The 22995-nt window shown below is 63.6% G+C and carries 18 protein-coding genes; 12 read left to right on the plus strand and 6 right to left on the minus strand.

Annotated features, from left to right (window positions below; translation table 11 throughout):
- The first annotated feature begins 79 nt into the window (after positions 1-79).
- On the plus strand, positions 80-1294 hold the full coding sequence (locus tag AC3EML_RS19435; RefSeq protein ID WP_023726894.1) for an MFS transporter: 1215 nt from the start codon (positions 80-82) through the stop codon (positions 1292-1294).
- Here AC3EML_RS19435 and dgcA read toward each other — a convergent pair.
- Complete coding sequence (gene dgcA, locus AC3EML_RS19440; RefSeq protein WP_023690143.1) at positions 1265-2248, minus strand: N-acetyl-D-Glu racemase DgcA; 984 nt, start codon at positions 2246-2248, stop codon at positions 1265-1267. The genes AC3EML_RS19435 and dgcA overlap by 30 nt on opposite strands.
- 77 nt (positions 2249-2325) lie before the next feature.
- Between dgcA and AC3EML_RS19445 the strand changes: the two genes are divergently transcribed.
- From AC3EML_RS19445 to AC3EML_RS19460, 4 genes are read left to right on the plus strand one after another with little or no spacing between them, the layout of a single operon-like run.
- The gene (locus AC3EML_RS19445; RefSeq protein ID WP_352520279.1) at positions 2326-3513 is read left to right on the plus strand and encodes an MlaE family ABC transporter permease; all 1188 of its coding nucleotides are present in this window, start codon (positions 2326-2328) and stop codon (positions 3511-3513) included.
- A gap of 1 nt (position 3514) precedes the next feature.
- A complete protein-coding gene (locus AC3EML_RS19450) occupies positions 3515-4333 on the plus strand; it encodes an ABC transporter ATP-binding protein (RefSeq protein ID WP_023684944.1) in 819 nt (272 codons plus the stop codon).
- A gap of 14 nt (positions 4334-4347) precedes the next feature.
- Entirely contained in the window at positions 4348-5721 is a 1374-nt protein-coding gene (locus AC3EML_RS19455; RefSeq protein ID WP_023690141.1) for an MlaD family protein, read from the plus strand.
- Between the two features lie 37 nt (positions 5722-5758).
- Complete coding sequence (locus AC3EML_RS19460; RefSeq protein WP_460221573.1) at positions 5759-6400, plus strand: ABC-type transport auxiliary lipoprotein family protein; 642 nt, start codon at positions 5759-5761, stop codon at positions 6398-6400.
- Between the two features lie 312 nt (positions 6401-6712).
- Here the strand turns inward: AC3EML_RS19460 and AC3EML_RS19465 are convergent, their stop codons facing one another.
- Positions 6713-12922, minus strand: coding sequence for a kinesin (locus AC3EML_RS19465; RefSeq protein ID WP_488505295.1), 6210 nt, complete (start codon positions 12920-12922; stop codon positions 6713-6715).
- A gap of 313 nt (positions 12923-13235) precedes the next feature.
- Here AC3EML_RS19465 and AC3EML_RS19470 point away from each other — a divergent pair, with 313 nt between their 5' ends.
- From AC3EML_RS19470 to AC3EML_RS19480, 3 genes are all read left to right on the plus strand, one after another.
- The gene (locus tag AC3EML_RS19470) at positions 13236-13574 is read left to right on the plus strand and encodes an Hpt domain-containing protein (RefSeq protein WP_023688665.1); all 339 of its coding nucleotides are present in this window, start codon (positions 13236-13238) and stop codon (positions 13572-13574) included.
- 157 nt (positions 13575-13731) lie between these two features.
- Positions 13732-14052, plus strand: a complete 321-nt coding sequence (locus AC3EML_RS19475; RefSeq protein WP_023673507.1) for a 2Fe-2S iron-sulfur cluster-binding protein — start codon at positions 13732-13734, stop codon at positions 14050-14052.
- 104 nt (positions 14053-14156) lie between these two features.
- Positions 14157-15188, plus strand: coding sequence for an NAD(P)/FAD-dependent oxidoreductase (locus tag AC3EML_RS19480; protein WP_023734295.1), 1032 nt, complete (start codon positions 14157-14159; stop codon positions 15186-15188).
- A gap of 20 nt (positions 15189-15208) precedes the next feature.
- On the opposite strand, the gene AC3EML_RS19485 is transcribed toward AC3EML_RS19480, so the two are convergent.
- Together AC3EML_RS19485 and AC3EML_RS19490 are read right to left on the minus strand one after the other, a co-directional pair.
- Positions 15209-16693 carry an MDR family MFS transporter gene (locus tag AC3EML_RS19485; protein ID WP_352520282.1) on the minus strand — a complete coding sequence of 495 codons (1485 nt, stop codon included), beginning with the start codon at positions 16691-16693 and terminating at the stop codon, positions 15209-15211.
- 233 nt (positions 16694-16926) lie between these two features.
- Positions 16927-17547 (minus strand): DUF922 domain-containing Zn-dependent protease, encoded by a 621-nt coding sequence (locus tag AC3EML_RS19490; RefSeq protein ID WP_031208961.1) that lies wholly within the window; start codon positions 17545-17547, stop codon positions 16927-16929.
- 148 nt (positions 17548-17695) lie between these two features.
- Between AC3EML_RS19490 and folP the strand changes: the two genes are divergently transcribed.
- Genes folP through folK form a run of 3 tightly spaced genes read left to right on the plus strand, consistent with a single transcriptional unit; the run spans position 17696 to position 19420 of the window.
- Positions 17696-18541, plus strand: a complete 846-nt coding sequence (folP, locus tag AC3EML_RS19495) for a dihydropteroate synthase (RefSeq protein ID WP_023728090.1) — start codon at positions 17696-17698, stop codon at positions 18539-18541.
- Between the two features lie 17 nt (positions 18542-18558).
- Positions 18559-18918, plus strand: coding sequence for a dihydroneopterin aldolase (folB, locus tag AC3EML_RS19500; RefSeq protein ID WP_023673502.1), 360 nt, complete (start codon positions 18559-18561; stop codon positions 18916-18918).
- The gene (gene folK, locus AC3EML_RS19505; protein ID WP_023688659.1) at positions 18902-19420 is read left to right on the plus strand and encodes a 2-amino-4-hydroxy-6-hydroxymethyldihydropteridine diphosphokinase; all 519 of its coding nucleotides are present in this window, start codon (positions 18902-18904) and stop codon (positions 19418-19420) included. The genes folB and folK overlap by 17 nt, the downstream gene beginning before the upstream one ends.
- Here the strand turns inward: folK and AC3EML_RS19510 are convergent.
- Together AC3EML_RS19510 and AC3EML_RS19515 are read right to left on the minus strand one after the other, a co-directional pair.
- The gene (locus AC3EML_RS19510) at positions 19417-19965 is read right to left on the minus strand and encodes a DUF924 family protein (protein ID WP_031201589.1); all 549 of its coding nucleotides are present in this window, start codon (positions 19963-19965) and stop codon (positions 19417-19419) included. The two genes, folK and AC3EML_RS19510, sit on opposite strands and share 4 nt — an antisense overlap.
- The gene (locus AC3EML_RS19515) at positions 19965-21812 is read right to left on the minus strand and encodes a monovalent cation:proton antiporter-2 (CPA2) family protein (protein WP_352498213.1); all 1848 of its coding nucleotides are present in this window, start codon (positions 21810-21812) and stop codon (positions 19965-19967) included. Before AC3EML_RS19515 ends, AC3EML_RS19510 begins: the two co-directional genes overlap by 1 nt.
- Before the next feature lie 160 nt (positions 21813-21972).
- Between AC3EML_RS19515 and AC3EML_RS19520 the strand changes: the two genes are divergently transcribed.
- A complete protein-coding gene (locus tag AC3EML_RS19520) occupies positions 21973-22962 on the plus strand; it encodes an AraC family transcriptional regulator (protein WP_352498214.1) in 990 nt (329 codons plus the stop codon).
- Positions 22963-22995: the final 33 nt, after the last annotated feature.

Raw genomic sequence — 22995 nt, forward strand, 5'->3', positions numbered from 1 at the left:
GCAGTTTCGGACCGCTTTCGCGCATGTTAAGGGATCGATCTGCGTTGCAGCCCTTTGTGCAGCGTAATTGGATCGATTCATGTCGCTACCGCCGCTCTCGCCCGAACAACTCGTCAAGCCGCGCCATTTCGAACTGCGCATGAGTTTGATCTTCGCGACATTATTCGTGTCGCTGGGAACGCATGTGCCTTATTTCCCGCTGTGGCTGCATGCCCAGGGTTTCCACGCCGAGCAGATCGCCATCATCCTGGCGGCGCCGATGTTCCTGCGCGTGGTGACGACGCCGCTGCTGACCGCGCTGGCGGACCGGGCGAAGGACAGGGCCGATGTCTATATTGCGCTGGTGGCCGCGACGATGGTGCTTTCCGCCGGCTATTTCCTCACTCCCACCTATGCGGCGGTGCTTGCCGTATCGCTGGCGCTGACGGTGGTGTGGACGCCGCATTCGCCGATCGCCGATTCGCTCGCGCTGTCGGGCGTGCGCCGCTTCGGCTCGAACTACACCGCGATGCGCAAATGGGGCTCGATCTCCTATCTCTGCGCCAACGTCGCAGGCGGCTTTATCCTGGCCTGGACGAGCCCGCAGGCCGTGCCGGTAATCATCTTTGCGGCATTGTCTGCCGCGCTCGTCGCCGGATTGCTGGCGCCGCGGCTTGGCCGCCCGCGCCGGGCTTCGCCGCTTTCGGCCGCCGACATCCAGCATCAGGCGCCGAGCCTTCTCAATCCGTATTTCCTGTATTTCACCCTCGGCGTCGGCATCATCACCGCCAGCCATGCCTTCCTCTACGGCTTTGTCTCAATCTACTGGAAATCGGTCGGCATCAGCGATTCCGTCGTTGGCCTGCTGTGGGCCTGGGGCGTGGTGGCCGAGGTCTGCATGTTCGTGTTTTTCAACCGTATTTTTGCCTCCGTCTCAGTCGTCAAGGTGATGCTGATCGCCGGCGTCGGCTCCATCGTGCGCTGGATCGCCTTTCCGTTGATCTGGCCACTCGGGCTTGGCGTTGCCGGTTTCTTCGGCGTCCAGACCCTGCATTCGGTGTCGGTGGCGATGGTGTTGATCGGCCTGCAGAAGATGATCGGCGAAACGGTTTCGGAAGAACGCACGGGTGCGGCGCAAGGCATTGCCTATTTCTTCAACGGCTTCTTCATGGCGGCGGTGACGCTGGCGTCCGGCCCGCTTTACGAGCGCTACGGCGTCGACGGCTTCCTGGCGATGATCCCGATCGCCATCGTCGGCCTGGCGCTGATCGGGCTCGCCGCGCGTTCAGCCCCACAGCATCCTGTCAGGCGGTGACACCAGCGACCCCTGGTACACGAGGCCGGGCTGGCGGTCGCGGGCAAGCAGCAGCGGACCGTCGAGGTCGACGAAGTCGGCGCCTTGCGCCAAAAGCACTGCCGGCGCCATCGCCAGCGACGTGCCGACCATGCAGCCGACCATCACGCCGAATCCCAGCTCCCGGGCGCGGTTGCGAAGGGTAAGGGCGGCGGTCAGGCCGCCGGATTTGTCGAGCTTGATGTTGACGGCGTCATAGAGGCCGACAAGCGTTTCGAGGTCCTTCGCCTCGTGGACGCTTTCGTCTGCGCAGATCGGCACCGGATGCGCGATGTGGCGCAGGATGGCATCATGGCCGGCGGGAAGCGGCTGTTCGATCAGGGCTATGCCATGTTCGGCGGCGAAAGCGAGATTCTCGATGATGTTGGCATCGATCCAGCCTTCATTGGCGTCGAGGATGATGCGGCTGTCGGGCGCCGCTTCGGTCACGGCGCGGATGCGGGCCATGTCGTTGTCGCCGCCAATCTTGACCTTGAGCAGCGGCCGCCCGGCATTGGCGCGGGCTTGCGCCGCCATTGCCTCCGGCTCGCCCAGCGACAGCGTGTAGGCCGTCTCCAGCGCCGACAAGGGCACAACGTGGATGGCGTCCGCGACCGCAACGCCGCTGATCTTGGCCTCCAGGTCCCACAAGGCGCAATCGATGGCGTTGCGGGCAGCACCCGCCGGCATCGCATCGAGCAGTTCCTTGCGGCTGATGCCGCCTTCTATCTGCCGGCGCATGGCCTCGATGGCGTCGCGCACCCCCTCCATGGTCTCGCCATAGCGCTTGTAGGGGACGCATTCGCCCCATCCGCGATTGTCCCCATCACTGATCGTGCAGGTAATGACTTCGGCTTCGGTCTTCGACCCGCGCGAGATGGTGAAGGTGCCGGCAATGGGAAAACGCTCGGCCTCAACCGAAATGACACGCGCCATAATTTTCTGCTCCGGCTATGCGACAACGCGTCGTCGGCAAATCGACAGGTACGACCCGTCAGGCTAAACAGGACGCCATGTTGACCATCGGCAAACGCGACGCAAGCGGCAACGCCGCCAAGGAGGCCGACCACCAGCCCCGCGTTGCGGTCGGCGAGGAGGGCGGCGTCCTCCGCTGCGCTTTCTCCGGCATCTGGACGACGACGACAGTGGCGCTGATCGACGCCGAGATGCGCAAGATCGAGCAGCGCAAAGGCTTCCAGACGCTCGCTTTGGATCTTTCCCACATCGAGAAGATGGACACCGCCGGCGCCTGGCTGATCGATCGCCTGGTCAGTGTCTTCGAAAAGAAGGGTGTCGAGATCAAGATGCAGGGGCAAAGCGATGTCGCCTCGATCCTGCTCGGCGCCGTTGGCGAAGCTGTCCGGCGCGAGCCCGAATCGCGCGGCGTCCGGCGCCCCAACATCATCCTCCGCGGGCTGGAGGCGGTCGGCCGCCGCATCTATGAGATGCGCGACGACTTCCTCGCCTCGATGAACATCCTCGGCGCCACCATCGGCGGCGCCCAGATGAAGCTCGGGCGCGGCCATGCCATCAATCCGGCGGCGATCTTCAACCAGATCGATCGCATGGGGGTCGGCGCCATCCCCGTGGTGGTGCTGATGTCGGCGATCGTCGGCGCCATCGTCGCCCAGCAGGGCGCCTACCAGCTCAATTATTTCGGCGCCAACATTTTCGTTGTCGATCTGGTCGGCGTGCTGATCCTGCGCGAACTCGGCGTGCTGATGACCGCCATCATGATCGCCGGCCGCTCCGGCAGCGCCATCACCGCCGAGATCGGCTCGATGAAGATGCGCGAGGAGGTCGACGCGCTGAAGGTCATCGGCCTCAACCCGATCGGCGTGCTGGTGTTTCCGCGCCTGGTGGCGCTGGTGATCGCGCTGCCCTGTCTCACCATCGTCGCCAATTTTGCCGCTCTTGGCGGCGGCATCCTAGCCGCCTGGCTTTATTCCGGTATTGCGCCGACGGCCTTCATCGACCGGCTGCGCGGGGCAATCGATATCAGCACCATCTTCGCCGGGCTGATCAAGGCGCCGTTCATGGCCATGATCATCGGCACCATTGCTTCCGTAGAAGGCATGAAGGTCGGCGGCAGCGCCGAATCGCTGGGTCTGCACGTCACCGCCTCGGTTGTGAAATCGATCTTCGTCGTCATCATCCTCGATGGCCTTTTTGCCATCTTCTACGCATCGATCGAGTTCTGACATGATGCGCAGAAACTCAAAGGCGACCAAGGCTGTGCAGGGAATGGAAGAAGACGATATCGTGCTGTCGGTGCGCGATATCACCGTTGCCCTGGACGACAAGCTGATCCTCGACAAACTGGCGCTCGACATCAAGCGCGGCGAAATCCTCGGTTTCGTCGGCGCCTCGGGCGCCGGCAAATCGGTGCTGCTGCGCACGATTCTCGGCCTGCTGCACAAGCAGTCCGGCACGATCAAGCTGTTTGGTCTCGACCTCGAAAAGGCCAGCGACATCGAGCGGTTGCGCATCGACATGCGCCTTGGCGTGCTTTTCCAGCACGGCGCCCTGTTTTCGGCGTTGACCGTGCAGGAAAACGTGCAGGTGCCGATGCGCGAATATCTCGATCTGCCGAAGAAACTGATGGACGAGCTGGCCTTGCTCAAGATCGAACTGGTCGGCCTGCCGCCGGACGCCGCGCAAAAATTTCCCTCGGAGCTTTCGGGCGGCATGATCAAGCGCGCCGCCCTGGCGCGGGCGCTGGCGCTCGACCCCGACATCGTCTTCCTCGACGAGCCGACGTCCGGCCTCGACCCGATCAGCGCGTCCGAATTCGACGAATTGGTGGTGAAGTTGCGCGATACGATGGATCTGACGGTCTATATGGTGACGCACGATCTCGACACGCTGTTTACCGCTTGCGACCGCGTGGCGGTGCTCGGCAACAAGAAAATCCTGGTCGAAGGCACGATCGACGACATGCTGAAAAGCGAAGAACCGTGGGTCAAATCCTATTTCCGCGGAAAACGCGCTCGGCAACTTGATCTTGCCGCGCGCGCATAGACATAAGTGGGGCAATGGAAACCAGAGCCAACTACGTAATTGTCGGCATTTTCACCCTGGCTGCGATCCTGGCGGCGTTCGGGTTCGTCTATTGGACCGCCCAGATCGGTGATCGCGGCGAGACGGCGGAGCTGCGCGTGCGCATTCAGGGTTCGGCCTCCGGCCTCGGCCCCGGCAGTCTGGTGCTGTTCAACGGCGTCAAGGTCGGGGTGGTCAAGCGCGTCTATTTCGACCGCAATGACCCCAATGCCGCCATTGCTACGACCGAGATCGACCAGACAACGCCGCTCACCAAATCGACGCAGGCCGATATCGGCATCGCCAGCCTTGCCGGCCAGGTCAACATCGAATTGAAGGGCGCCGATCCCAAGGAACCGAACCTGCTGGAAGAGGCGGCAAAGGAAGGCAGGACGGCCGAGATCATCGCCAATCCGTCAGCGGTCACCAACCTGCTGCAGACGGCGCAGAACATCTTCACCCGCGCCGACAAGGTGCTTTCCGACCTAGAAGGTTTCACCAGGGATGTGCGCGGGCCGCTGACCCAGACCGTCAAGAACGCCCAGACATTTTCCGATGCGCTGGCCAGGAATGCCGACGGCATCGACAAGTTCCTGACCGCCGTCAGCGCGCTGTCGGATGAGCTGAAGGGTGTTTCCGGCAAGCTCGACGGCACGCTGAAGGCTGCCGAAGGCCTGCTCAATGCCGTCGACAAGGACAAGATCAAGAGCATCGTCGCCAATGTGGACGCCGTCACCGCCAATCTGAAGGAGACCAGCGGACAGCTCGACGGAGTGATCAAGAACGTCGATACCGCGGTCGGCTCGGTCAACGATTTCGCCACGCGCACGCAAGGCACGCTGGCAAAGGTCGACAATGTGCTCGACGGCATCGATCCGGCGCAGGTGCGCGTGGCGCTCGCCAACATTCAGAAGGCCAGCGAAAATGCCAACAAGGCCGCCGCCGACATCGCCAAGGTGACCGACAAGTTCGCCGACCGGGCCGACGACATCGACGAGACGATCAAGGACGCCAAACAGCTTGCGTCGCGCCTCAACGATGCCTCGGTGCGCGTCGACGGCATCCTGAAAAGGGTCGATACGCTGCTCGGTTCGGGCCAGGCCGACGGCGTCATGGCCGATGCCAGGGACACGCTGAAGTCGTTCAAGCAGGTCGCCGACACGCTGAACGCCCGGCTTGGCACGATCACCGACAACATCGCGCGCTTCTCGGGCCAGGGCCTGTCGAATGTCGAGGCGCTGGTCCAGGACAGCCGGCGTTCGATCAGTCGCATCGAAGAGGCGGTGACCGATCTCAGCCGCAACCCGCAGCGCATCCTGTCGGGCGGCGACGGCGAGGTCCGGCAGTTCGATGGCAGGGCACGGCGTTGACTTCCGTGCCCGCCCGCAGCAATTACATGGACCGCGGATGCGGATTCATCATACGATCCGGGGACAGTGGGGATCACGCGTGACGTTCGGGTTGGGTGGGTATAGATCGGCAGTCGTTTTGCTTGGCTTGACGCTGGCTGGTTGCGCGGCATTGGGAGGCAAGCCGGCGCCGCTCGATACGTTCGAGCTGTCCGCCCCGTCGATCGACGCGCATGGCCACAGCCGCCGCCAGATCCTGATCGCCCAGCCCTCCGCGCTCAAGGCGCTGGACAGCCAGAACATCGTCATCAAGCCGTCAGATCGCTCGATCCAGTATCTCAAGGGCGCGCAATGGGCCGACCGGCTGCCGCTGATCGTGCAGGCGAGGCTCGCCGAAACCTTCCAGCGCTCCGGAAGCTTTGCCGGCGTCGGCAAGCCGGGCGAGGGGCTGGCGATCGACTACCAGGTGATCGTCGAGATCCGCTCCTTCGAAGTCCGCGTCAATGGTGGCGAGCATGCCGAGGTCAATCTCTTCGTGCGCATCCTGAACGACCGCAACGGCGAGGTGCGCGCCTCGAAGAGCTTCACCGCATCCGCTCCCGTCTCCGGCGGCGGCAATCCGGCCTATGTCAACGCGCTCGACAGCGCCTTCGGCGAGGCGGCGAAGGATATCGTGGGCTGGACGGATTCGGTGATCTGAGCCGGTCGAGGCTTCGAACGATCGTTCGTCGCGTTAAACCAGCACTCGACCAAATATCGCAGGTTCGCGCTGCCCCTCATTGCGCTGCCGGGCATTTCTCCCCGTATAGTGAGAAAGAACGCCATCGCCATTGATTTCGCCAATTGTCACCGTCGCAGTATGGGCGGCGAGGCTGATGCCATCTCCCTTCACCCCGTCGCTATACGGGAGAAGGTGCCGGCAGGCGGATGAGGGGCAGCGCAGACCGACGATTTTGCACAAAGAAAAAGGCGGGAACTTCCCGCCTTTTCTGTGTCTGTGGTGTCGCCTCAATCAGTGCAAACGGCCGCTCGCATGGGCCAGCATGGTGTAGACCTTGCCGGTGTCCGACGTCAGGTAGGTCTGCGCCATGATGTTGTCGCGGTCGTTGCGCGAGACGTCCTTGAGCAGCTTCTCGAAATCGTCGCAGTAGCGGTCGACGGCGGCGCGGAACTCCGCCTCGGCCTGATATTTGCGGCGGATTTCGTCAAAGGTCTGCTGGCCCTTGAGCGTGTAGAGGCGGCGCGTGAACACGTCACGCTCGCCGCGCCGGTAGCGGTTCCACAGCTCGATAGAGGCGTCGTGGTCGATCGCCCGGGCAATATCGACCGAGAGCGAGTTGAGCGACTCCATGACATGCAGCGGCGAGCGCTGGGCGGGAGTTGCGCGCGGTGCTTCCGCGGGCGCTGCCGGCCTGGCGACTTCCTCCTCGCGGGATGCCCCGGTCAGGAGATCGCGCACCCAGCCGCCTTGCGGCGTACGGGCGTTGGCGTCGCGCTGGCGCGGTGCTTCGGCAGGACGTTCGATATCGAGCGTGCCGCGCAGGCCGCCCAGCGGCGCCTGCGGAGCAGGGCGCTCCAGCTGTGGCGCCGGCGGCGGGCGGCGTACCGGCTCGGCCGGGCGCTGCACTGGCGCCTGCGGCGCCGGGCGCAGGGCGCGTGGTTCGGCATTGTCGCCGCCGCGTCCCGATTTCGCAACGATATCCGAAAGTTCCTTGAGCGCGTTGATCTGCTCGGCAACGGCACGGCGGATCGCCGAGGTCGATTCCTTGGCCTCTTCCGGCATCTCGATGACGCCCTTCTTGAGCTCGGCGCGGGTGAGGTCGAGCTCGCTCTTGATCGAGCTTGCGGTGCGCCGCATCTCCTCGGTCGCATCGGCGAACCGGCTGGTTGCCGAATTGACCACTTCCGTTATGGCGATGCGGATCTTGTCGGCTGATGCCAGCGTCTTGCCTTCGGCATTCTGCATCGTCTGGCCGACAAGGTTTTCGAACGAACGCATCACCTTCTCGAGGTCTTCCGACTTCTTGACCAGGCCGACGGCGAGATCTTCGAGCGACGATTGCCGCTCAAGCGTGTGCTCCAGATTGCTCTGCGCCGAGCTCAACAGATCCGAAGCCGAGGACAGCAAGCGGCTGTGCTCGTCGAACTTGGTGGCGATCGAGGCCACTTCGCGCAGGGTCGACGACGACAGTTCGGTAAGCCGCGTCGTGTTCGAATTGACCAGGCGTGCCGAGCTGGCGAAGGTCTGCGCGGCCTTTTCGGTGGTTGCCGCGAAGCTTTGCGTGCTGCCGCTCAGACGTTCGTCAACCTGGCCGAGGTTGATCGCCGCCTGTTCGATCAGCTCACCAAGCTGCGAGCTGGAGACGCTCATGCGGCCGATGAGGTCGGCGACGCTATCGGCGAGCGACGAGCGCGCGCCTTCGACGGCCGACAGCGTTTCGGCGGTGCGGCTGGCGAGCGCGTTGACGAGGGCGGCATTTTCGCTGCGCAGCTTCTCGGTCGCGCGTTCGGTGACCTCTTCCATGCTCTTTTGCAGTTCCGAGCCGCCCTGGGCGAAGCGCTCGACCAGCGGCCGCGCGGTTTCGTCCAGGATCTTCGCCATCTCGGCCGAACGCGCCGCCAGCATCGTGTTGAGCTCGCGGGTATTGGTGCCGATTGTCTTGGCAGCGTCGTTGGTGCTTTGGCCGATGTGCTGGCCGACCGCGGTAAAAGTCTCCGCAATCGTGTTGGCGCGCGAGATCAGCTGAGCTTCTGCGCTGGAAACCTGCTCGTTGAGCTTCTGGCCCATCGTCTCCGTCGTATAAAGAAGGCGGTTCTCGACGTTGGCGACCTGTTCCTCGACGCGCGAAGCTGCGGACGCAACGCTCGCGGCCAGCCGCTCATCGGCCCCGGCAAGAGCCTGCTCCATCTCGCGGGCGTGGACGGCAAGTTCCTGGCCGGTCTGGCGTGCACGTTCGGCAACACGCTGCTCGGTGCTGGCGAAGGCGCCGACGATGTTGTCGGCATGCTCGCCGATCGTCGAAGTGGAGTCGGCGATGCGCGACACCAGGCGGTGATCGGCCTCGTCGAAGATGCGGCTGATCTCGGTGGCGCGGGCTGACAGCGCGTCCGAACCCTCGGCGATGCGCGAGATCAGCTGTTGGTCGGCGGCGTCGAAGATGCGGCCAAGGTCCGAGGCGCGGGCGGCCAGCGCTTCGGCGGATTCGCCGATGCGCATGCTCAGCCGCTGGTCGGCACCCTCGAAGTTACGCAGGATGTCGCCGGCGCGGTCGGCCAGCGACTGCGCCGTCTCGACCGCGCGGGCGACCAGCTTCTGGTCGGCGGCGTCGAACGTGCCGGCGATCTCGCCGGCGCGGGCAGCCAGCCGTCCGGCCGTTTCTTCGGCGCGGGCGAGCAGCGAGTTCGACGTCTCGTCATGCCGGGCAAGCAGCACGCTCGTCGTGTCTTCGGCGCGAGCAAGCAAGGCATTCGTCGTATCCTCGGCGCGAGCAAGCAGGGCGCTCGATGTGTCCTCGGCACGGGCGTGCAGACGGCGATCCGCGTCCTCGAAGGTCCGGGCGATGTCCTCGGCCCGGGCCAAAAGGGCGGCCGAGGTCTGCTCGGCACGCTCGGCGATCTTGCGGTCGGCATCACTGAAGGCAGCACCGGCCTGTTCGTGCAGCGCGCTGGTGACTTCCATCACCTTCTCACGGAGCGCGCCGGCAACGAAGACGGCGCTCTTTTCAAGCACGCTGCGGACATTGTCGACACCCACCGACAACGCGCGCTCCATGGTTCCGGCGCGCTCTTCGATGATGCCGGTCTGCTTGCTGAAGGCCTGCTCGATTTTCTCGACATCGGCAGCGATTGCCGCCGAGATATCGGTGCTTCTGCCGGCAATCTGGTCGATATGGCCCGACAGAGAGCGGTCGACGTCCTTGCGTATGTCGGCGAGCTTTGCCAGATCGTCTTCCAGCGCCTGGGTCAACATGTTGCGGCCTTCGGCCAGCTTGCCGACATGGCCGGCGATGATGTCGTCAACCTCACCGCGGCTTGCCGACAGCTTCTGCAGGTCGGCTTCCAGCGCACGTTTCAGGATGTCTCGGCCCTCGGCCAGCTTCTCGACCTGGCCTGCGACCAGTCCGTCGATGCTCGACCGGCTCTCGGCCAGCTTGGCGAGGTCGTCCTCGAGAGCCTTCGACAGCGTCGCGCGATCCCGGACGAGCTTGTCGCTGTGACCCTCGATCAGGCTGTTGACATTTTCCAAATCCGCTTCCAACACCCGTGCGAACTCGCCACGGTTTTCGCTCAGCTTCTGCGACTGGTCGGCAATGGCGCTCCTGATCGCATTGAGATCGGCTTCGAGCGCCCGTGTGAGGATGTCTCGGCCCTCGGCGAGCTTCTCGACCTGTCCGGCGACCAGCCCATCGATGTTGGAGCGGCTCTCCGCCAGCTTGGCGATGTCGTCTTCCAGTGCCTTTGAGAGCGCCGAACGGTCCTGGACGAGCCTGTTTTGATGATCGGCCATGATGCCGCTGACATTGTGCAAATCGTCCTGAAGCGCCTGGGATAGCGTCGAACGATCCTGGACAAGCCGGCTCGAGTGGTCGGTGATCAGGCTGTTCACATTCTGAAGGTCATCCTTAAGCGCCTGGGATAGCGTCGAACGATCCTGAACAAGCCGGTTCGAGTGGTCGGCGATCAGGCTGTTCACATTCTGCAGATCGGCCTCCAGTGCCCTGGAAAGCTGACCGCGCTCTTCCGCCACCTTGTCGGAATGACCCGCGATGGCGCCCTTGATGGTGTTGAGGTCGGCTTCGAGCGCGCGCTTGAGGATATCGCGGCCCTCGGCCAGCTTCTCGACCTGGCCGGCGACCAGCCCGTCGATGCTCGACCGGCTCTCGGCGAGCTTGGCGAGGTCGGCCTCGAGCGTCTGTGACAACAGGCCACGATCGTCGGCAAGCCGGCTCGAATGGTCGGAGAGCAGGCCTCTGATGCCGGACAGGTCGTTCTCCAGCGCCTTGCTGAGTTCGGTGCGATCCTCGGCCAGTTTCGCAGAGTGGCTCTCGATCACGCCCTTGATGCCGATAATGTCGTTTTCGAGCGCCTTGGTCAGGATGGCGCGGCCTTCGGCGATCTTTTCAACCTGGCCGGCGACCAGCCCGTCAATCGAGGCGCGGCTGTCGGCGAGCTTGCCGAGATCGGCTTCCAGGGCGCGCGACAGAATGTTGCGGCCTTCGGCCAGCTTACCGACATGCCCGGCGACCATTTCGTCAATGATCGTACGGGCTTGCACAAGTTTTCCGGAGTCTTCATGCAAAGCCTGGTTGAGCCGGTTGCGGCCTTCTTCAAGCCGCTCGAGATGGCTGCCCAGCGACGCGTCGATGGCGGCGCGCGACTCGTTGACCTTGCGCAGATCCTCTTCCAGGGCGCGCGAGATCAGGTTGCGGCCTTCGGCCAGCTTCTGCACCTGGTTCGTTACGGCCGCATCGATGCCGGCGCGGCCCTCGGCGAACTTCGCCAGGTCCGCCTGCATGGCAGCCGCCATGCGTTCGCGGCTTTCGGACAGCTTGCGGCTGTGGTTTTCGACGGCGTCCTCGATGCCGACACGGGCATCGGCAAGACGCTGGATGTCGGTGTCGAATGAGCGCGACACGACATGGCGGGCGGCTTCCATCCGGCCGGCGAAATCGCTGGCGCGGGCTTCGAGCATCGACGAGGTCGACGAGACGATGTCGGCCATGTCGGCGCCGATCTGGGTCTTGCCCTGATCGATCATGGCCGACAAATGATCCTTGCTCTCGGCAAAGGTGTGGGCGATCTCGCGGGCGCGCTCGACCAGCGTTTCGTTGATCTGGCGGGCGCGCGCCTCGAGCGCGGCGTTGAGCTTCTGCGTGCCGGTATCGAGTGCTTCGGCGCGGGTCTGAAATTCGCTGATCAGCGCCTGGCCGCGCTCGGCCAGCGTCCGCTCGATGCCGTTCAGGCTGGACTCGAATTCCGAGCTCAGGGTGCGGGCGGCGCCGCCGAGCAGCGACACCATACCGGTGGTGCGGTCGTCGAGCAGGTCGGTCAGCGACCGGGTCAGGCCGTCTGTGGTGTCCGTCAGCTTGGCGATGCGGGTGTCGAGCAGCGAAGCAAAGGCTTCGCCCGACGTCGACAGCCTGTCGGTGATTGAATCCAGCCGGGTTTCGACGGAATCGAAGATCGACATCGAGCTTTCATTGATGCGGTCGATCAGTGTGTCGCCGGAATTCGTGATCGTCATCGACAGCTTGGTCGACGCGTTGAGGATAGAGTCGCGAATAATGTCGGAGGCGGCGCCGATCTCGTCCTTCAGCGTTTCATGCGCGCCGGTGATCGAGGCGCGCACGCGCTCGGCATGAGTGACGACGGCTTCGCGCTCGCTGCCCAGCCCGTCGACCAGCGACCGGATGCGCGATTTATTCTCCGAATAGGAGCGTTCGATCTGGTTGACCTCGCTGTGGACCAGAGTTTCGAGCTCGACGGCGCGCGCCAGCGTGCGCTCGATGCCTTCGCCCATCGCCGCCACTTCACGGCGAACGGCCTGGCCGATCATCATCACGCGGTCTTGGGCGAGGTTTTCCGGCTCCGCCAAGCGGAAAGCCACCTCCGTCATCGATTGCGCGGCAATGCGCATTTCCTGCGCGCGGCGGATCATCGCCGCGAAGGCCCAAAACAGGACGACCGGTATGATTGCCGCGATCGCCAGGCCGATCAGTTCAGGGCGGGCCAGGATTTGATCGAACGTACGAATTTTCCAGATGCTGGGGCCAAACAGCAGATTGGCGAGGCCGCCGGCGCCGGCGATCCAGGCCAGCGACACGAACGCCACGACCCAATAGATCGTGCTAGACGCGCGCCGGTTGAGGCTGTGCAGCAGCGTCTTGTAATCTTTCTGGCGGTCATCGTTTGCCGGCTTGAAGCCGGCTGGCTGCGCGCTGTTGCGCGATTCGACCGGGCGCAGCTCGGCGGGCTTGGCTGCCGGCTTCGCACTCTGGTTTTGTTGGACGGGCGCGTTTTGAGCGGGGGCGGGCTTCTGGGGGCGGCCTTCGCGCGCCAGTTCGTCCGCGGCCTGCGATATCTGCGCTTCCAGATCTTCCATCGACGCCGCGATATCGAGATCGCCGCTGCCGTCTCCGCTGAGATCGAGGTCTAGTGCCTTTTCGAGTTCCCTGGCTACGTCGCTGTCGAGAGTTCTGGTCGTCGTTGGTTTCTTCGCCATGCCTTCGCTACCCTGTACTAGCTGCCGAGGGACTTCTTATTTTTGCCTGATTCTGGCTCGTCTTATCCCACGCAGGAGGCTGAAAATGGACCTTCGTATCGTAATGACACACAGGGGTAAAGAAAACATGCATTCCGCGAGATACGTAAAACTTTAAATATAAGGTTAACGACAACGTGATCTAACCGCCTCAACGGCAACAATTTTCCAGCCCATTCATTAACGCGTTGGCGACGGAAATCGCCTAGTTTTTTCGGCGATCGGCACAAGGAGTTTCAAATTGGTACGCGGTGAAAGCGGCATTGCCTTCTCAATGCCGGGCGGCGATGCGTCGGGACCGGCCCGTTCGCGCCCAGTGGATCTGGCCCATCTGGCCCGTCAGACTATGGGCGATCGCGCCCTCGAACAGGAGGTATTGGCGCTGTTCGTACAGCAGGCGCTTTCCGTCCGCGACAGAATAGTCGATGCCGATGTCAGGGAGCGACTGCTTCTGGCGCATGGGCTGAAAGGTTCGGCGCGCGGGGTCGGCGCCTTTGCCATCGCCGACTGCGCCACCTCGATCGAACAGCAGCCGGAAGATGCGCGCATCCTCAAGCGCCTCGGCACCCTGATCGAGGAAGTGCGCGATTTCATCGCCGCCATCAGCCGGTAATGGCTGCCGCTCGGCAGCGGCCACCGGGATGAATCGACGGGGCCAGGGCGTGCTTTGGCCAGCTTTCCGAAAAAACGTCACAAAGCGGCGCTTTCGCGCCGCAGTTGACTTGTCCGGTGGAGTGATTATCTCGGCTGGGACTCCCTTCAGGTGATAAATGACCAAGCTGACCTTCATTGCCCATGACGGCACTCCTTTCGATGTCGAGGCCGAAAACGGCTCGACCGTCATGGAGAATGCGATCCGTAGCGCGGTGCCGGGCATCGAGGCAGAATGCGGCGGCGCCTGCGCCTGCGCGACCTGCCATGTCTATGTCGACGAAGCCTGGACGGCCGAGGTCGGCGAGCCGGAGGCGATGGAAGAGGACATGCTGGACTTCGCCTATGACGTCCAGCCGAACTCGCGGCTGTCCTGCCAAATCAAGGTGCGCGACGCGCTTGACGGCCTGGTCGTGCGCGTGCCGGCTCGCCAGGGTTGATCTCCCGTACCATCTGATTTTTCCCGCCGCCGCTTGGCAGCGGGCCAATGCTCATGCAGTCTCGCGCCAGTTTCGCCCCAGTCTGACAATGAGGCTCGCCTGGCATGACCGATGTAATCAAGACGGACGCACTCATCGTCGGGGCGGGTCCGGTCGGCCTGTTCGCCGTGTTCGAACTTGGCCTCTTCGACATGAAGTGCCATCTGATCGACATCCTCGACCGACCGGGCGGCCAATGCGCCGAACTCTATCCGGAAAAGCCGATCTACGACATTCCAGGCTGGCCATCGATCTCGGCGCAAGGCCTGGTCGACAGACTGCTCGAGCAGATTCACCCGTTCAAGCCGGATTTTACCTTCAACCGCATGGTCTCCAGCCTGGAAAAGCTTGACGACGGCTCATTTCGGGTCACCACCGACGAGAACGAGGTGTTCGAAGCCAAGGTGGTGGTGATCGCCGCCGGTGGCGGCTCGTTCCAGCCCAAACGGCCGCCCATTCCCGGCATCGAGGCCTATGAGGGCAGGAGCGTCTTCTATTCGGTGCGCCGTATGGAGGAATTCCGCGGCCACGACCTCGTCATCGTCGGCGGCGGCGATTCCGCACTCGACTGGACGCTGAACCTGCAGCCGGTGGCAAAAAGCGTGACACTGGTCCACCGGCGCGCGGAATTCAGGGCGGCGCCCGACAGCGTCAACAAGATGTATGCCATGCAGGAGATGAAGCAGCTGGAGTTCCGGGTCGGCCAGGTGAGCGGCCTGACCGGCGCCGACGGCGAGCTGGCCTCTGCTATCATCAAGGGCGGGCCTGACGGCGACATCGAGGTGCCGTGCACGCGCATGCTGCCGTTCTTCGGCCTGACCATGAAGCTCGGCCCGATCGCCGAATGGGGGCTCAACCTTCATGAGAACCTCATCCCGGTCGATACCGAGAAATTCCAGACTTCGGTGCCAGGCATCTTTGCCGTCGGCGACATCAACTGGTACCCAGGCAAGCTGAAGCTGATCCTGTCGGGTTTTCACGAGGTGGCGCTGATGGCGCAGGCCGCCAAGCGCATCATCAGCCCCGGTGAGCGCATCGTCTTCCAGTACACGACGTCGTCGACCAGCCTGCAGAAGAAGCTCGGCGTCGTGGAGTAGGTCCTACAGCGCTTTCCGGATCACTCCACCAGAACGACCGGCGCCTCGGCCTCGTCGCGGCCGCGCAGTGACTTCTCCGGCATCAGCGCCAGCGTCATCAGCGCCAGCACGAGCGTGACGGCCGCGGCAAGGAAGATCATCATGAAGGGCGTCGCCGAGACGATCTGTCCGGCAGCCGGCGCGCCTTCGCCGGCAAGCGGCAGGCCATAGCCGAGCGCGACGGCGCCAAGCATGGCGACGCCGAGCGCGCTGCCCAGCGAACGCAGGAAGGTCAGCGCGCCGGTGGCAACGCCGAGATGCGCGCGGTCGACGGCGTTCTGCACCGATACGGTGGCGACCGGGAAGGTGGTGCCGCTTCCAAGGCCGATGCAGATGGTCAAGAGCTCGACCACCAGCAGCGAGGCGCGGCCGGCGACCAGGCTGAGCACGCCAAGACAGATAATGGCGAAGAGAACGCCGACCATGGCGATACGCTTGTAGTGGAAGAAGCGCGGTATCGTGCGGCCGCTGAACGTCGCGCCGGCGACCGTTCCGAGCAGCAGGCCGAGCATGGCAAGGCCCGACTGGCTGACCGACAGGCCGATGATCGACTGCAGATAGACCGGCAGGTACACCGACAGGCCGATATTGGCCGCCTGCAGCAGAAACATCGACGCCGTGCCGGCAAGCACGATCGGATTGCTCAGCACTTCAAGCGAAATCAGCGGCTCGGCCGCACGCATCAGCCTGAGCGCGAACGCACCCCAGAAGACCGCCGAACAGGCGAGCAGGCCGACGATCTCGCGGGAGACCCATGGATAGGCGCTGCCGCCCCAATTGAGGGCCAAAAGCAGCAATGCCGTCGCCACCACCAGAAGCAGCGCGCCCAGCGCGTCGATGCGATGCCGCTTTGCGGCGACCGGCAGTTTGCGCAGCGGCTTGTTGATGATGGCCATGGCCAAGATGCCGAGCGGGATATTGATCCAGAAGATCAGCGACCAATGCAGATGTTCGGCAAATCCGCCGCCGAGCAAAGGCCCGGCGATGCTGGCGACAGCCCAGGTGCCCGAAATCCAGGCGGCATAACGCGCGCGTTCACGCGGCGGCACGAGGTCGCCGATGACGATCTGCGCCAGGGCGAACAGGCCGCCGCCGCCCGCACCCTGGATCGCCCGGCCGACAACCAACACGAACATGTTGGGGGCCATGGCGCTGACCAGCGATCCCAGAAGGAAGATCAGGATCGCCGCATAGACGGTCGGCCGGCGGCCATAGACGTCGGAAATCTTGCCGTAGAGCGGCGCCATGGCCGTCGCCGTCAGGAGATAGCCGGTCACGATCCACGGCAGGTAGTCGGCATGGCCGAGCGAACGCCCGATGGTCGGCATGGCCGGCGCGACGATTGTCTGGTCGAGCGCCGCCAACAGCATCGACAAAAGGATGCCGGCGATGATGACGTTCTTCTCGCTTTCCGTCAGCGGTGCGGCGGGAGGCAGCCTAGCCGGCTTGTCGACAGCTTGGTCCATATCATTTCATCCATAAAGTTTGAGAGCGATTGCGCGGCGCCAAATGGCCGCTCCGCTACGCGCCGCCTCAATTGGTCTTGATCTGGTGTTTCGAAGCTCGCGCCTTGCCAGCCTGACATATCTTGCGAGCCTGACATATGTCGTCCCGTATAGGCCGATTTCGACCTATGCCCGAAAATTTTCTGGGGCTGGCCTCATGTTTCGGCAGAATTGGCTTGGTATCAGTCCGTGTTTCAGCCGGGCGGAAGCTGGCCCTTCTCGACGCGCTGCATGCGGTAGCGCAGCAGCCGCAGGATGCGGCTTTCGAAATTCACGCCTTCCACGCGGTCGAAGCGCAATTGGTCCTGGTCATGCCTGGCGAGTTCGGCCGCGGTGATCTGCGCCGCCTTCGCCTTTGCCCCGGCGCAGGTCTTTTGCGCAAAGCTCGCGTTCAGCGCGTCTTCGAGCAGACGGCCGTGGTTCTTGGCGATCTCGACATGACGCTCCTCATGGCGCTTGATGTCGGCCGACAGGGTGTCCCAGAACAGCCTGACATCGGGATCGGCCTTGCGCGGCCTGCGCCACTCCGGAAGGATGACCTTGACCTTGACGGTAACGGCGGCCTTGGCGATGCGGCAGGTGTCTGCGGTTTGCGCGTAGCTGATGCGGGTGGTGAACGCCATCTGGGTGGCGCCTGGATGCCGCATCCCGGTGCTTTTCACCTCGGGTCCATGCTTCGACAATTGCGTCTCGATGTCATCGAGCGTGCTGCCGCCGATGGCAAAATAACTGTAAGTCTTCACCAGATTGGCAGCATTCGCCGGCAGGACGGTCAAAGCCAGCATCAGGGCGCAGAGCAGGGGTCGTTTCATCATGTTGCCTCTTCACTCACCTTGCTTTACGGCCGTTGCCGGCGCAACGGAATTGATCTTCCACCGATCACGCATCGTTGATGGATTGCAAGCGCTCGATGAGCCACATGCCAATGAGCCACATGCCAATGAGACACATGGTTGAAGGACAATGACGACAAGGCGATGGCAACTGGCGCATAAGTGCCATCTCGACCTTGGCGAGAAAGCCATTGTGGTCGGCATTCTCAACGTCACGCCGGACAGTTTTTCGGATGGCGGACTGTTCATCACGCCTGACCAGGCGGTGGCGCAGGCGCACCGCATGGTGGAAGAAGGCGCCGCCGTCGTCGATATCGGCGGGGAATCGACGCGCCCCGGCGCCTCGCCCGTGACGCCTGAAGAAGAGCAGACCCGCATCCTGCCGGTGATCGCAGCACTCGCCGGTTCAGGCGAAGCCCTGATTTCGGTCGACACCTATCGCGAGGAAACCGCGCGCCTCGCCGTCGCCGCCGGCGCGCATATCGTCAACGATGTCTGGGGCTTGCAGCGTGAACCCGGCATCGCCCGCGTCGCCGCCGAGACCGGCGCCGGACTGGTCATCATGCATACCGGGCGCGAGCGGCAAAAACTGCCCGACGTCATCGCCGACCAGTTTTTGTTCCTCAAGGCTTCGCTGGAAATCGCCAGGCGCAGCGGCGTTGCGGACGATCATATCGTACTCGATGCCGGCTTCGGCTTCGCCAAGGAGACGGCTGAGGAAAACCTCGACCTGATGGCGCGGTTTTCCGAGCTTAAGGAGCTCGGTTTTCCCTTGATGGCCGGCACCTCCAGAAAACGCTTCATCGGCACCGTCACCGGCCGCGAAGCCGGCGCGCGCGCCGCCGGGACGGCAGCCACCAGTGTCATCCTGAGGCTGAAGGGCGCCGATCTGTTTCGCGTTCACGATGTCGCAATCAACATGGACGCACTGGCCGTCGCCGATGCTATGCTGGCGCGCGAAAAGCCAGGACGCTGAGCCCAGGACACTAAGAAATGTACGTCATCCGCATGAAGAACTGCGCCTTCTTTGCCCGGCACGGCGTGCTGGATGAGGAAGAGGCGCTTGGCCAGCGTTTTTATGTCGATGCCGAGTTGACGGTCGAGCCCAGCCGCCCGCTGGAGGATGATTCCATCGAGGATACCGTCAATTACGGCATCGCCTTCACGGTGATTGAAAAGATCGTCACTGGACATCGCCGTTTCCTGATCGAGGCGCTGGCGCTCGAAGTGGCGAAGGCGCTGACTTCACGGTTTCCGCAGATCAGGAAGGCCGAGATCACCGTGCGCAAGCCCAACGCACCGGTGCCCGGCGTGCTCGATTATGTCGAGGTGACCGTTGTCTGGCCAGAGTAACAATAACACGGTCTATCTCAGCCTTGGCGGCAATCTCGGCGATCCCTCGGCCTCGATGGCCACGGCGCTGCGCCTGCTGGACGCCGACGAGAACACGCGTGTCATCGCCGTCTCCTCGCTCTATCGCACGCCGCCCTGGGGCAAGCTCGACCAGCCGGATTTCCTCAACGCCGCTGCCGAAATCTCGACCTCGCTGGCGCCAAGGGCGCTGCTCGACCTCTGCCTCGAGGCCGAGCGCAAGCTGAAGCGGGTGCGCGAGGAGCGCTGGGGTCCGCGCCTGATCGACATCGACATATTGGTGTTCGGCGACCGCACAATCCACGAAACCGGGCTGGAGGTGCCGCATCCCCGAATGGTGGAGCGCGCCTTCGTGCTGGCGCCCTTGGCAGAGATCGCGCCGGATCTGGCGGTGGGCGGCAGGAGCGTGACCGAGCGGCTCAGCGCCGTCGATACGTCAGGCATAGAGCGGCTGGCTTCCGGCCGCGATTGGTGGCTGGGTTAACCGGAGAAGCCGCCGCCATCGAGAAATGCCTGTTCGTCCGCCGTCGTCTCGCGGCCAAGCATCTTGTTCCTGTGCGGAAAGCGGCCGAAGCGCTGGATGATGTCGCGGTGCTCGATGGCGTATTTCACATACTCCGGCGCCCTGGCGGTGGTGAGCTCGACCGATCTGTCCTGGTCGGCGGGCAGTTCCGAATGTTCGTAGGGCAGGTACAGGAAGACGCGCAGGTTTTCTTCCAGCGAAAGGTCATGGCCGGCGGCGATTGCCTTGGCGGCAAAATGCCTTGCCAGCGGATCGGTGGCGTACATATGGCCTGAGCCGCGAAAGCAGTTGCGTGGAAACTGGTCGAGCAGGATCATCAGCGCCAGCGAACCCTCGGCATGCTCCGACCATGCGTCGCACTCGCGCCGCGCGGCGGCAAAGTGCAGGTCGAGAAACCTGCTGCGGAAATTCGCGTCGAAGGCGTCGTTCTTCTCGAACCACGCGTCTTCGCCGGCCTCGCGCCAGAATTTTGTGACGGCGAGCGCGCGCTCATCCAATGCGGCCATCAGCTTTCCCCCTGATCGGCGGGCTCGGGCTTGTGCAGCACGCCGGCCGTCTCTTCGTTCAGCGCCTGGCCGGGCCGGCGCGGTTGCGTCAGCGGCGTCGGGATCGGCGTGCCGGTATTGCCCCTGAGGAAACGTTGCCCGGCGCGGACGCCTTCGGCCAACTGCGTCTCCAGTCGGGCATTGTCGCGCCGTCGCACATCCTCGATGACATCGGCGACATCTTCCGGCTCGACGCCCAAAACCTCGAGCGCGGAACCGCCGAAGACGAGGGCCGATTCGAAGGTCTCGCGCAGCTGGAAGTCGACCCCGGCGCGGATGAGCGACAGGGCGGTGCCGCGATCGAAGGCACGCGCCAGGACAGTCAGCAACGGGAACTCCGCCTTGATCAGTTCCGCCATGCGCACCGTGGCGTCCGGCTTGTCGACGCAGATCAGCACGGCGCGGGCGCGGCCTGCACCTGCGGCGCGCAGAATGTCGAGCCGCGTGCCGTCGCCATAATAGACCTTGAAGCCGAAATCGGCGGCCGCCTGGATCATTTCGACATCATTGTCGATGATCGACACATCGATGCCGCGCAACAAAAGCGGCTGGCTGGCGATCTGGCCGAAACGGCCGAAGCCGATGACCAGCACACTGCCGGTAAGGCCGTCGGCGATGTCGACGCCTTCAAGCGACTGCTCGTCGCGCGGCGTCACATATTTGAGCGCAATGATCGCCAGCGGCGTCAGCACCATGGAGATGATGATGATAGCGGTCAGCGTTGCGTTGGCCCGGCTGTCGATGATGCCAACCGCCGCTGCGGCCGAATAGAGGACGAAGGCGAATTCGCCGCCTTGCGCCATGATCACGGCGCGTTCCAGCGCTTCACGATGACCGCTCTTCAGCATGCGGGCGACGAGGTAGATGCCGAGCGCATTCATCGCCATGTAGGCGACGACATAGACGGCGATCAGCCGCCAGTTGTCGGCCACCACATGCAGGTCGAGCGACATGCCGACGGCGAGGAAGAACAGGCCAAGCAGGATGCCGCGGAATGGCTCGACGTCGGCCTCCAGCTGGTGGCGGAAAGTCGATTCCGACAACAGCACGCCGGCCAGGAACGCGCCCATCGCCATCGACAGGCCGGAAAGCTGCATGACCAGCGCCGACCCCAGCACGACCAGAAGTGCTGCCGCCGTCATCACCTCGCGCGCCTTGGCGTCGGCCAGGATGCGGAAGAACGGGTTGAGCAGATAGCGGCCGGCCACCACCAGCCCGACGATGGCGCCAAGACCGATGCCGATTTCGGTCAGCCTTTGCTGCAGGGTCATCTCGCTGCCGCCCGGCGCCAGGAAGGCGACCAGCGCCAGAAGCGGCACGATTGCCAGATCCTCGAGCAGCAGGATGGACACGATGCGCTGGCCCTTGGGGCTGGCCATCTCGCCACGCTCTTCCAGAAGCTGCATGACGATCGCCGTCGAGGTCAGGACAAAGCCGGCGCCGGCAACGAAGGATTGCGCGATCGGAAAGCCGCCGGCGAGACCAACACCGGTGAGCAGCAAGGCGCAGACGCCGACCTGCAGCGCGCCGAGGCCGAAAATCTCGCGGCGCAGGCCCCATAGCCGCGACGGCTGCATCTCCAGCCCGATGATGAACAGGAACATGACCACGCCGAGTTCGGCGACATGCAGGATGGCTTCCGATTCGGAAAAAATGCCAATACCGAACGGGCCGATGACCACGCCCGCGGCGAGATAGCCGAGGATCGAGCCCAGCCCCATGCGTTTGAAGATCGGAACGGCGACGACGCCTGCGGCAAGCAGCGCCACCACCTGAATGAGATCGCTGCCCGATGCTTCCGCTGCCATGCCTCTTGTCCCTGTGTCCGACAGCACTCCTTGCATGCACTGGGAGCGGGAGGCAAGGGCGGGAAGCCTGCCAGGATGGGTAGGGTGCCGCGGCAGCGATTCCCCGGTGGAACAACAGTCTGCGCTTGCCTGTCGGACGGCCGGTATCTATATCTGACAAATGCCTGATTATTCGTCCCGGCCGTCGCCGCTGCCACATATCCCGATGGATGCGCTCAGCGAAGTTCTGCAAGACTTTCGCTTGAGTGGTGTCAACTATGGCCGCTGCGAACTCCGGCACCCATGGAGCATAGACTTTCCGCAACAACAACTGCTTCGTTTTCACTTTGTCGGCCAGGGTCCATGCTGGATTCACACCGAAGCGCAAGGCTGGCAGGAGTTGCGCGATGGCGATCTGGTGCTGCTGCCGCAAGGCATCGCCCATCGGCTGGCGAGTGCGCCGGACGTGGTGGGCGATTCGCTCGAGGGCTGCCAGGTGATCAAGTTGGGCGGCAACGTTTGCGAAGTGATACGGCAGGGAACGGGCGCGACAAGCACCCTTTTCTGCGGCTCCATGTCTCTCGGCTCCTGTGCGCTCAATCCGTTGATCACGTTGATGCCGCCTCTCATCAAGGGTTGCGACGTAGCCGGCAATGACCCGATGGTCGGCCCTTTGCTGGCGGCCATGACGGTGGAGGCCGCGCAACCGCAGATGGGCAGCGCCACCATCCTGTCGCGTATGGCGGATTTGCTGACAGCCAGGCTCATCCGGTGCTGGGTCAATTGCAACGGCGCCTCGACCACCGGTTGGCTCGCAGCCATCCGAGACCCCCATATAGGGCGCGCTCTGGCGGCCATGCACCGCGACCCCGGCCACAACTGGACGCTGGGAAGCCTCGCCGGTGTGGCAGGCCAATCGCGTTCGATTTTCGCCGAGCGCTTCAGCGCGGTATTGGGGGAGGGTGCCGCACATTATCTCGCCCGCCTGCGCATGCAGCTTGCCCGCGAATTGCTGGGCCAAAACGGCTTGTCTGTTGCCGAAGTCGCTACCCGTTTGGGCTATGATTCCGAGGCGTCCTTCGCCCGCGCGTTCAAGCGCATCACCAATGTCTCGCCAGGCGTTGTTCGTCGCACAATTCCCGGACGAATGGATATGAATTTCGGATTTTAAGGTACATAACATCCGGACGGACTCGCCTATCTA

The organism is Mesorhizobium sp. P170090, from assembly GCF_057786115.1.

Bases quoted from the DNA above. Each gene is read 5' to 3' on its own strand.
- AC3EML_RS19435 (WP_023726894.1), top strand. From the start codon at position 80: ATGTCGCTACCGCCGCTCTCGCCCGAACAACTCGTCAAGCCGCGCCAT.
- AC3EML_RS19475 (WP_023673507.1), top strand. From the start codon at position 13,732: ATGACCAAGCTGACCTTCATTGCCCATGACGGCACTCCTTTCGATGTC.
- folP (WP_023728090.1), top strand. From the start codon at position 17,696: ATGACGACAAGGCGATGGCAACTGGCGCATAAGTGCCATCTCGACCTT.
- AC3EML_RS19470 (WP_023688665.1), top strand. From the start codon at position 13,236: ATGCCGGGCGGCGATGCGTCGGGACCGGCCCGTTCGCGCCCAGTGGAT.
- dgcA (WP_023690143.1), bottom strand. From the start codon at position 2,248: ATGGCGCGTGTCATTTCGGTTGAGGCCGAGCGTTTTCCCATTGCCGGC.
- AC3EML_RS19445 (WP_352520279.1), top strand. From the start codon at position 2,326: ATGTTGACCATCGGCAAACGCGACGCAAGCGGCAACGCCGCCAAGGAG.
- AC3EML_RS19460 (WP_460221573.1), top strand. From the start codon at position 5,759: ATGCGGATTCATCATACGATCCGGGGACAGTGGGGATCACGCGTGACG.
- AC3EML_RS19465 (WP_488505295.1), bottom strand. From the start codon at position 12,922: ATGGCGAAGAAACCAACGACGACCAGAACTCTCGACAGCGACGTAGCC.
- AC3EML_RS19450 (WP_023684944.1), top strand. From the start codon at position 3,515: ATGATGCGCAGAAACTCAAAGGCGACCAAGGCTGTGCAGGGAATGGAA.
- AC3EML_RS19510 (WP_031201589.1), bottom strand. From the start codon at position 19,965: ATGGCCGCATTGGATGAGCGCGCGCTCGCCGTCACAAAATTCTGGCGC.
- AC3EML_RS19520 (WP_352498214.1), top strand. From the start codon at position 21,973: ATGCCTGATTATTCGTCCCGGCCGTCGCCGCTGCCACATATCCCGATG.
- AC3EML_RS19455 (WP_023690141.1), top strand. From the start codon at position 4,348: ATGGAAACCAGAGCCAACTACGTAATTGTCGGCATTTTCACCCTGGCT.
- AC3EML_RS19485 (WP_352520282.1), bottom strand. From the start codon at position 16,693: ATGGACCAAGCTGTCGACAAGCCGGCTAGGCTGCCTCCCGCCGCACCG.
- folB (WP_023673502.1), top strand. From the start codon at position 18,559: ATGTACGTCATCCGCATGAAGAACTGCGCCTTCTTTGCCCGGCACGGC.
- AC3EML_RS19480 (WP_023734295.1), top strand. From the start codon at position 14,157: ATGACCGATGTAATCAAGACGGACGCACTCATCGTCGGGGCGGGTCCG.
- AC3EML_RS19490 (WP_031208961.1), bottom strand. From the start codon at position 17,547: ATGATGAAACGACCCCTGCTCTGCGCCCTGATGCTGGCTTTGACCGTC.
- AC3EML_RS19515 (WP_352498213.1), bottom strand. From the start codon at position 21,812: ATGGCAGCGGAAGCATCGGGCAGCGATCTCATTCAGGTGGTGGCGCTG.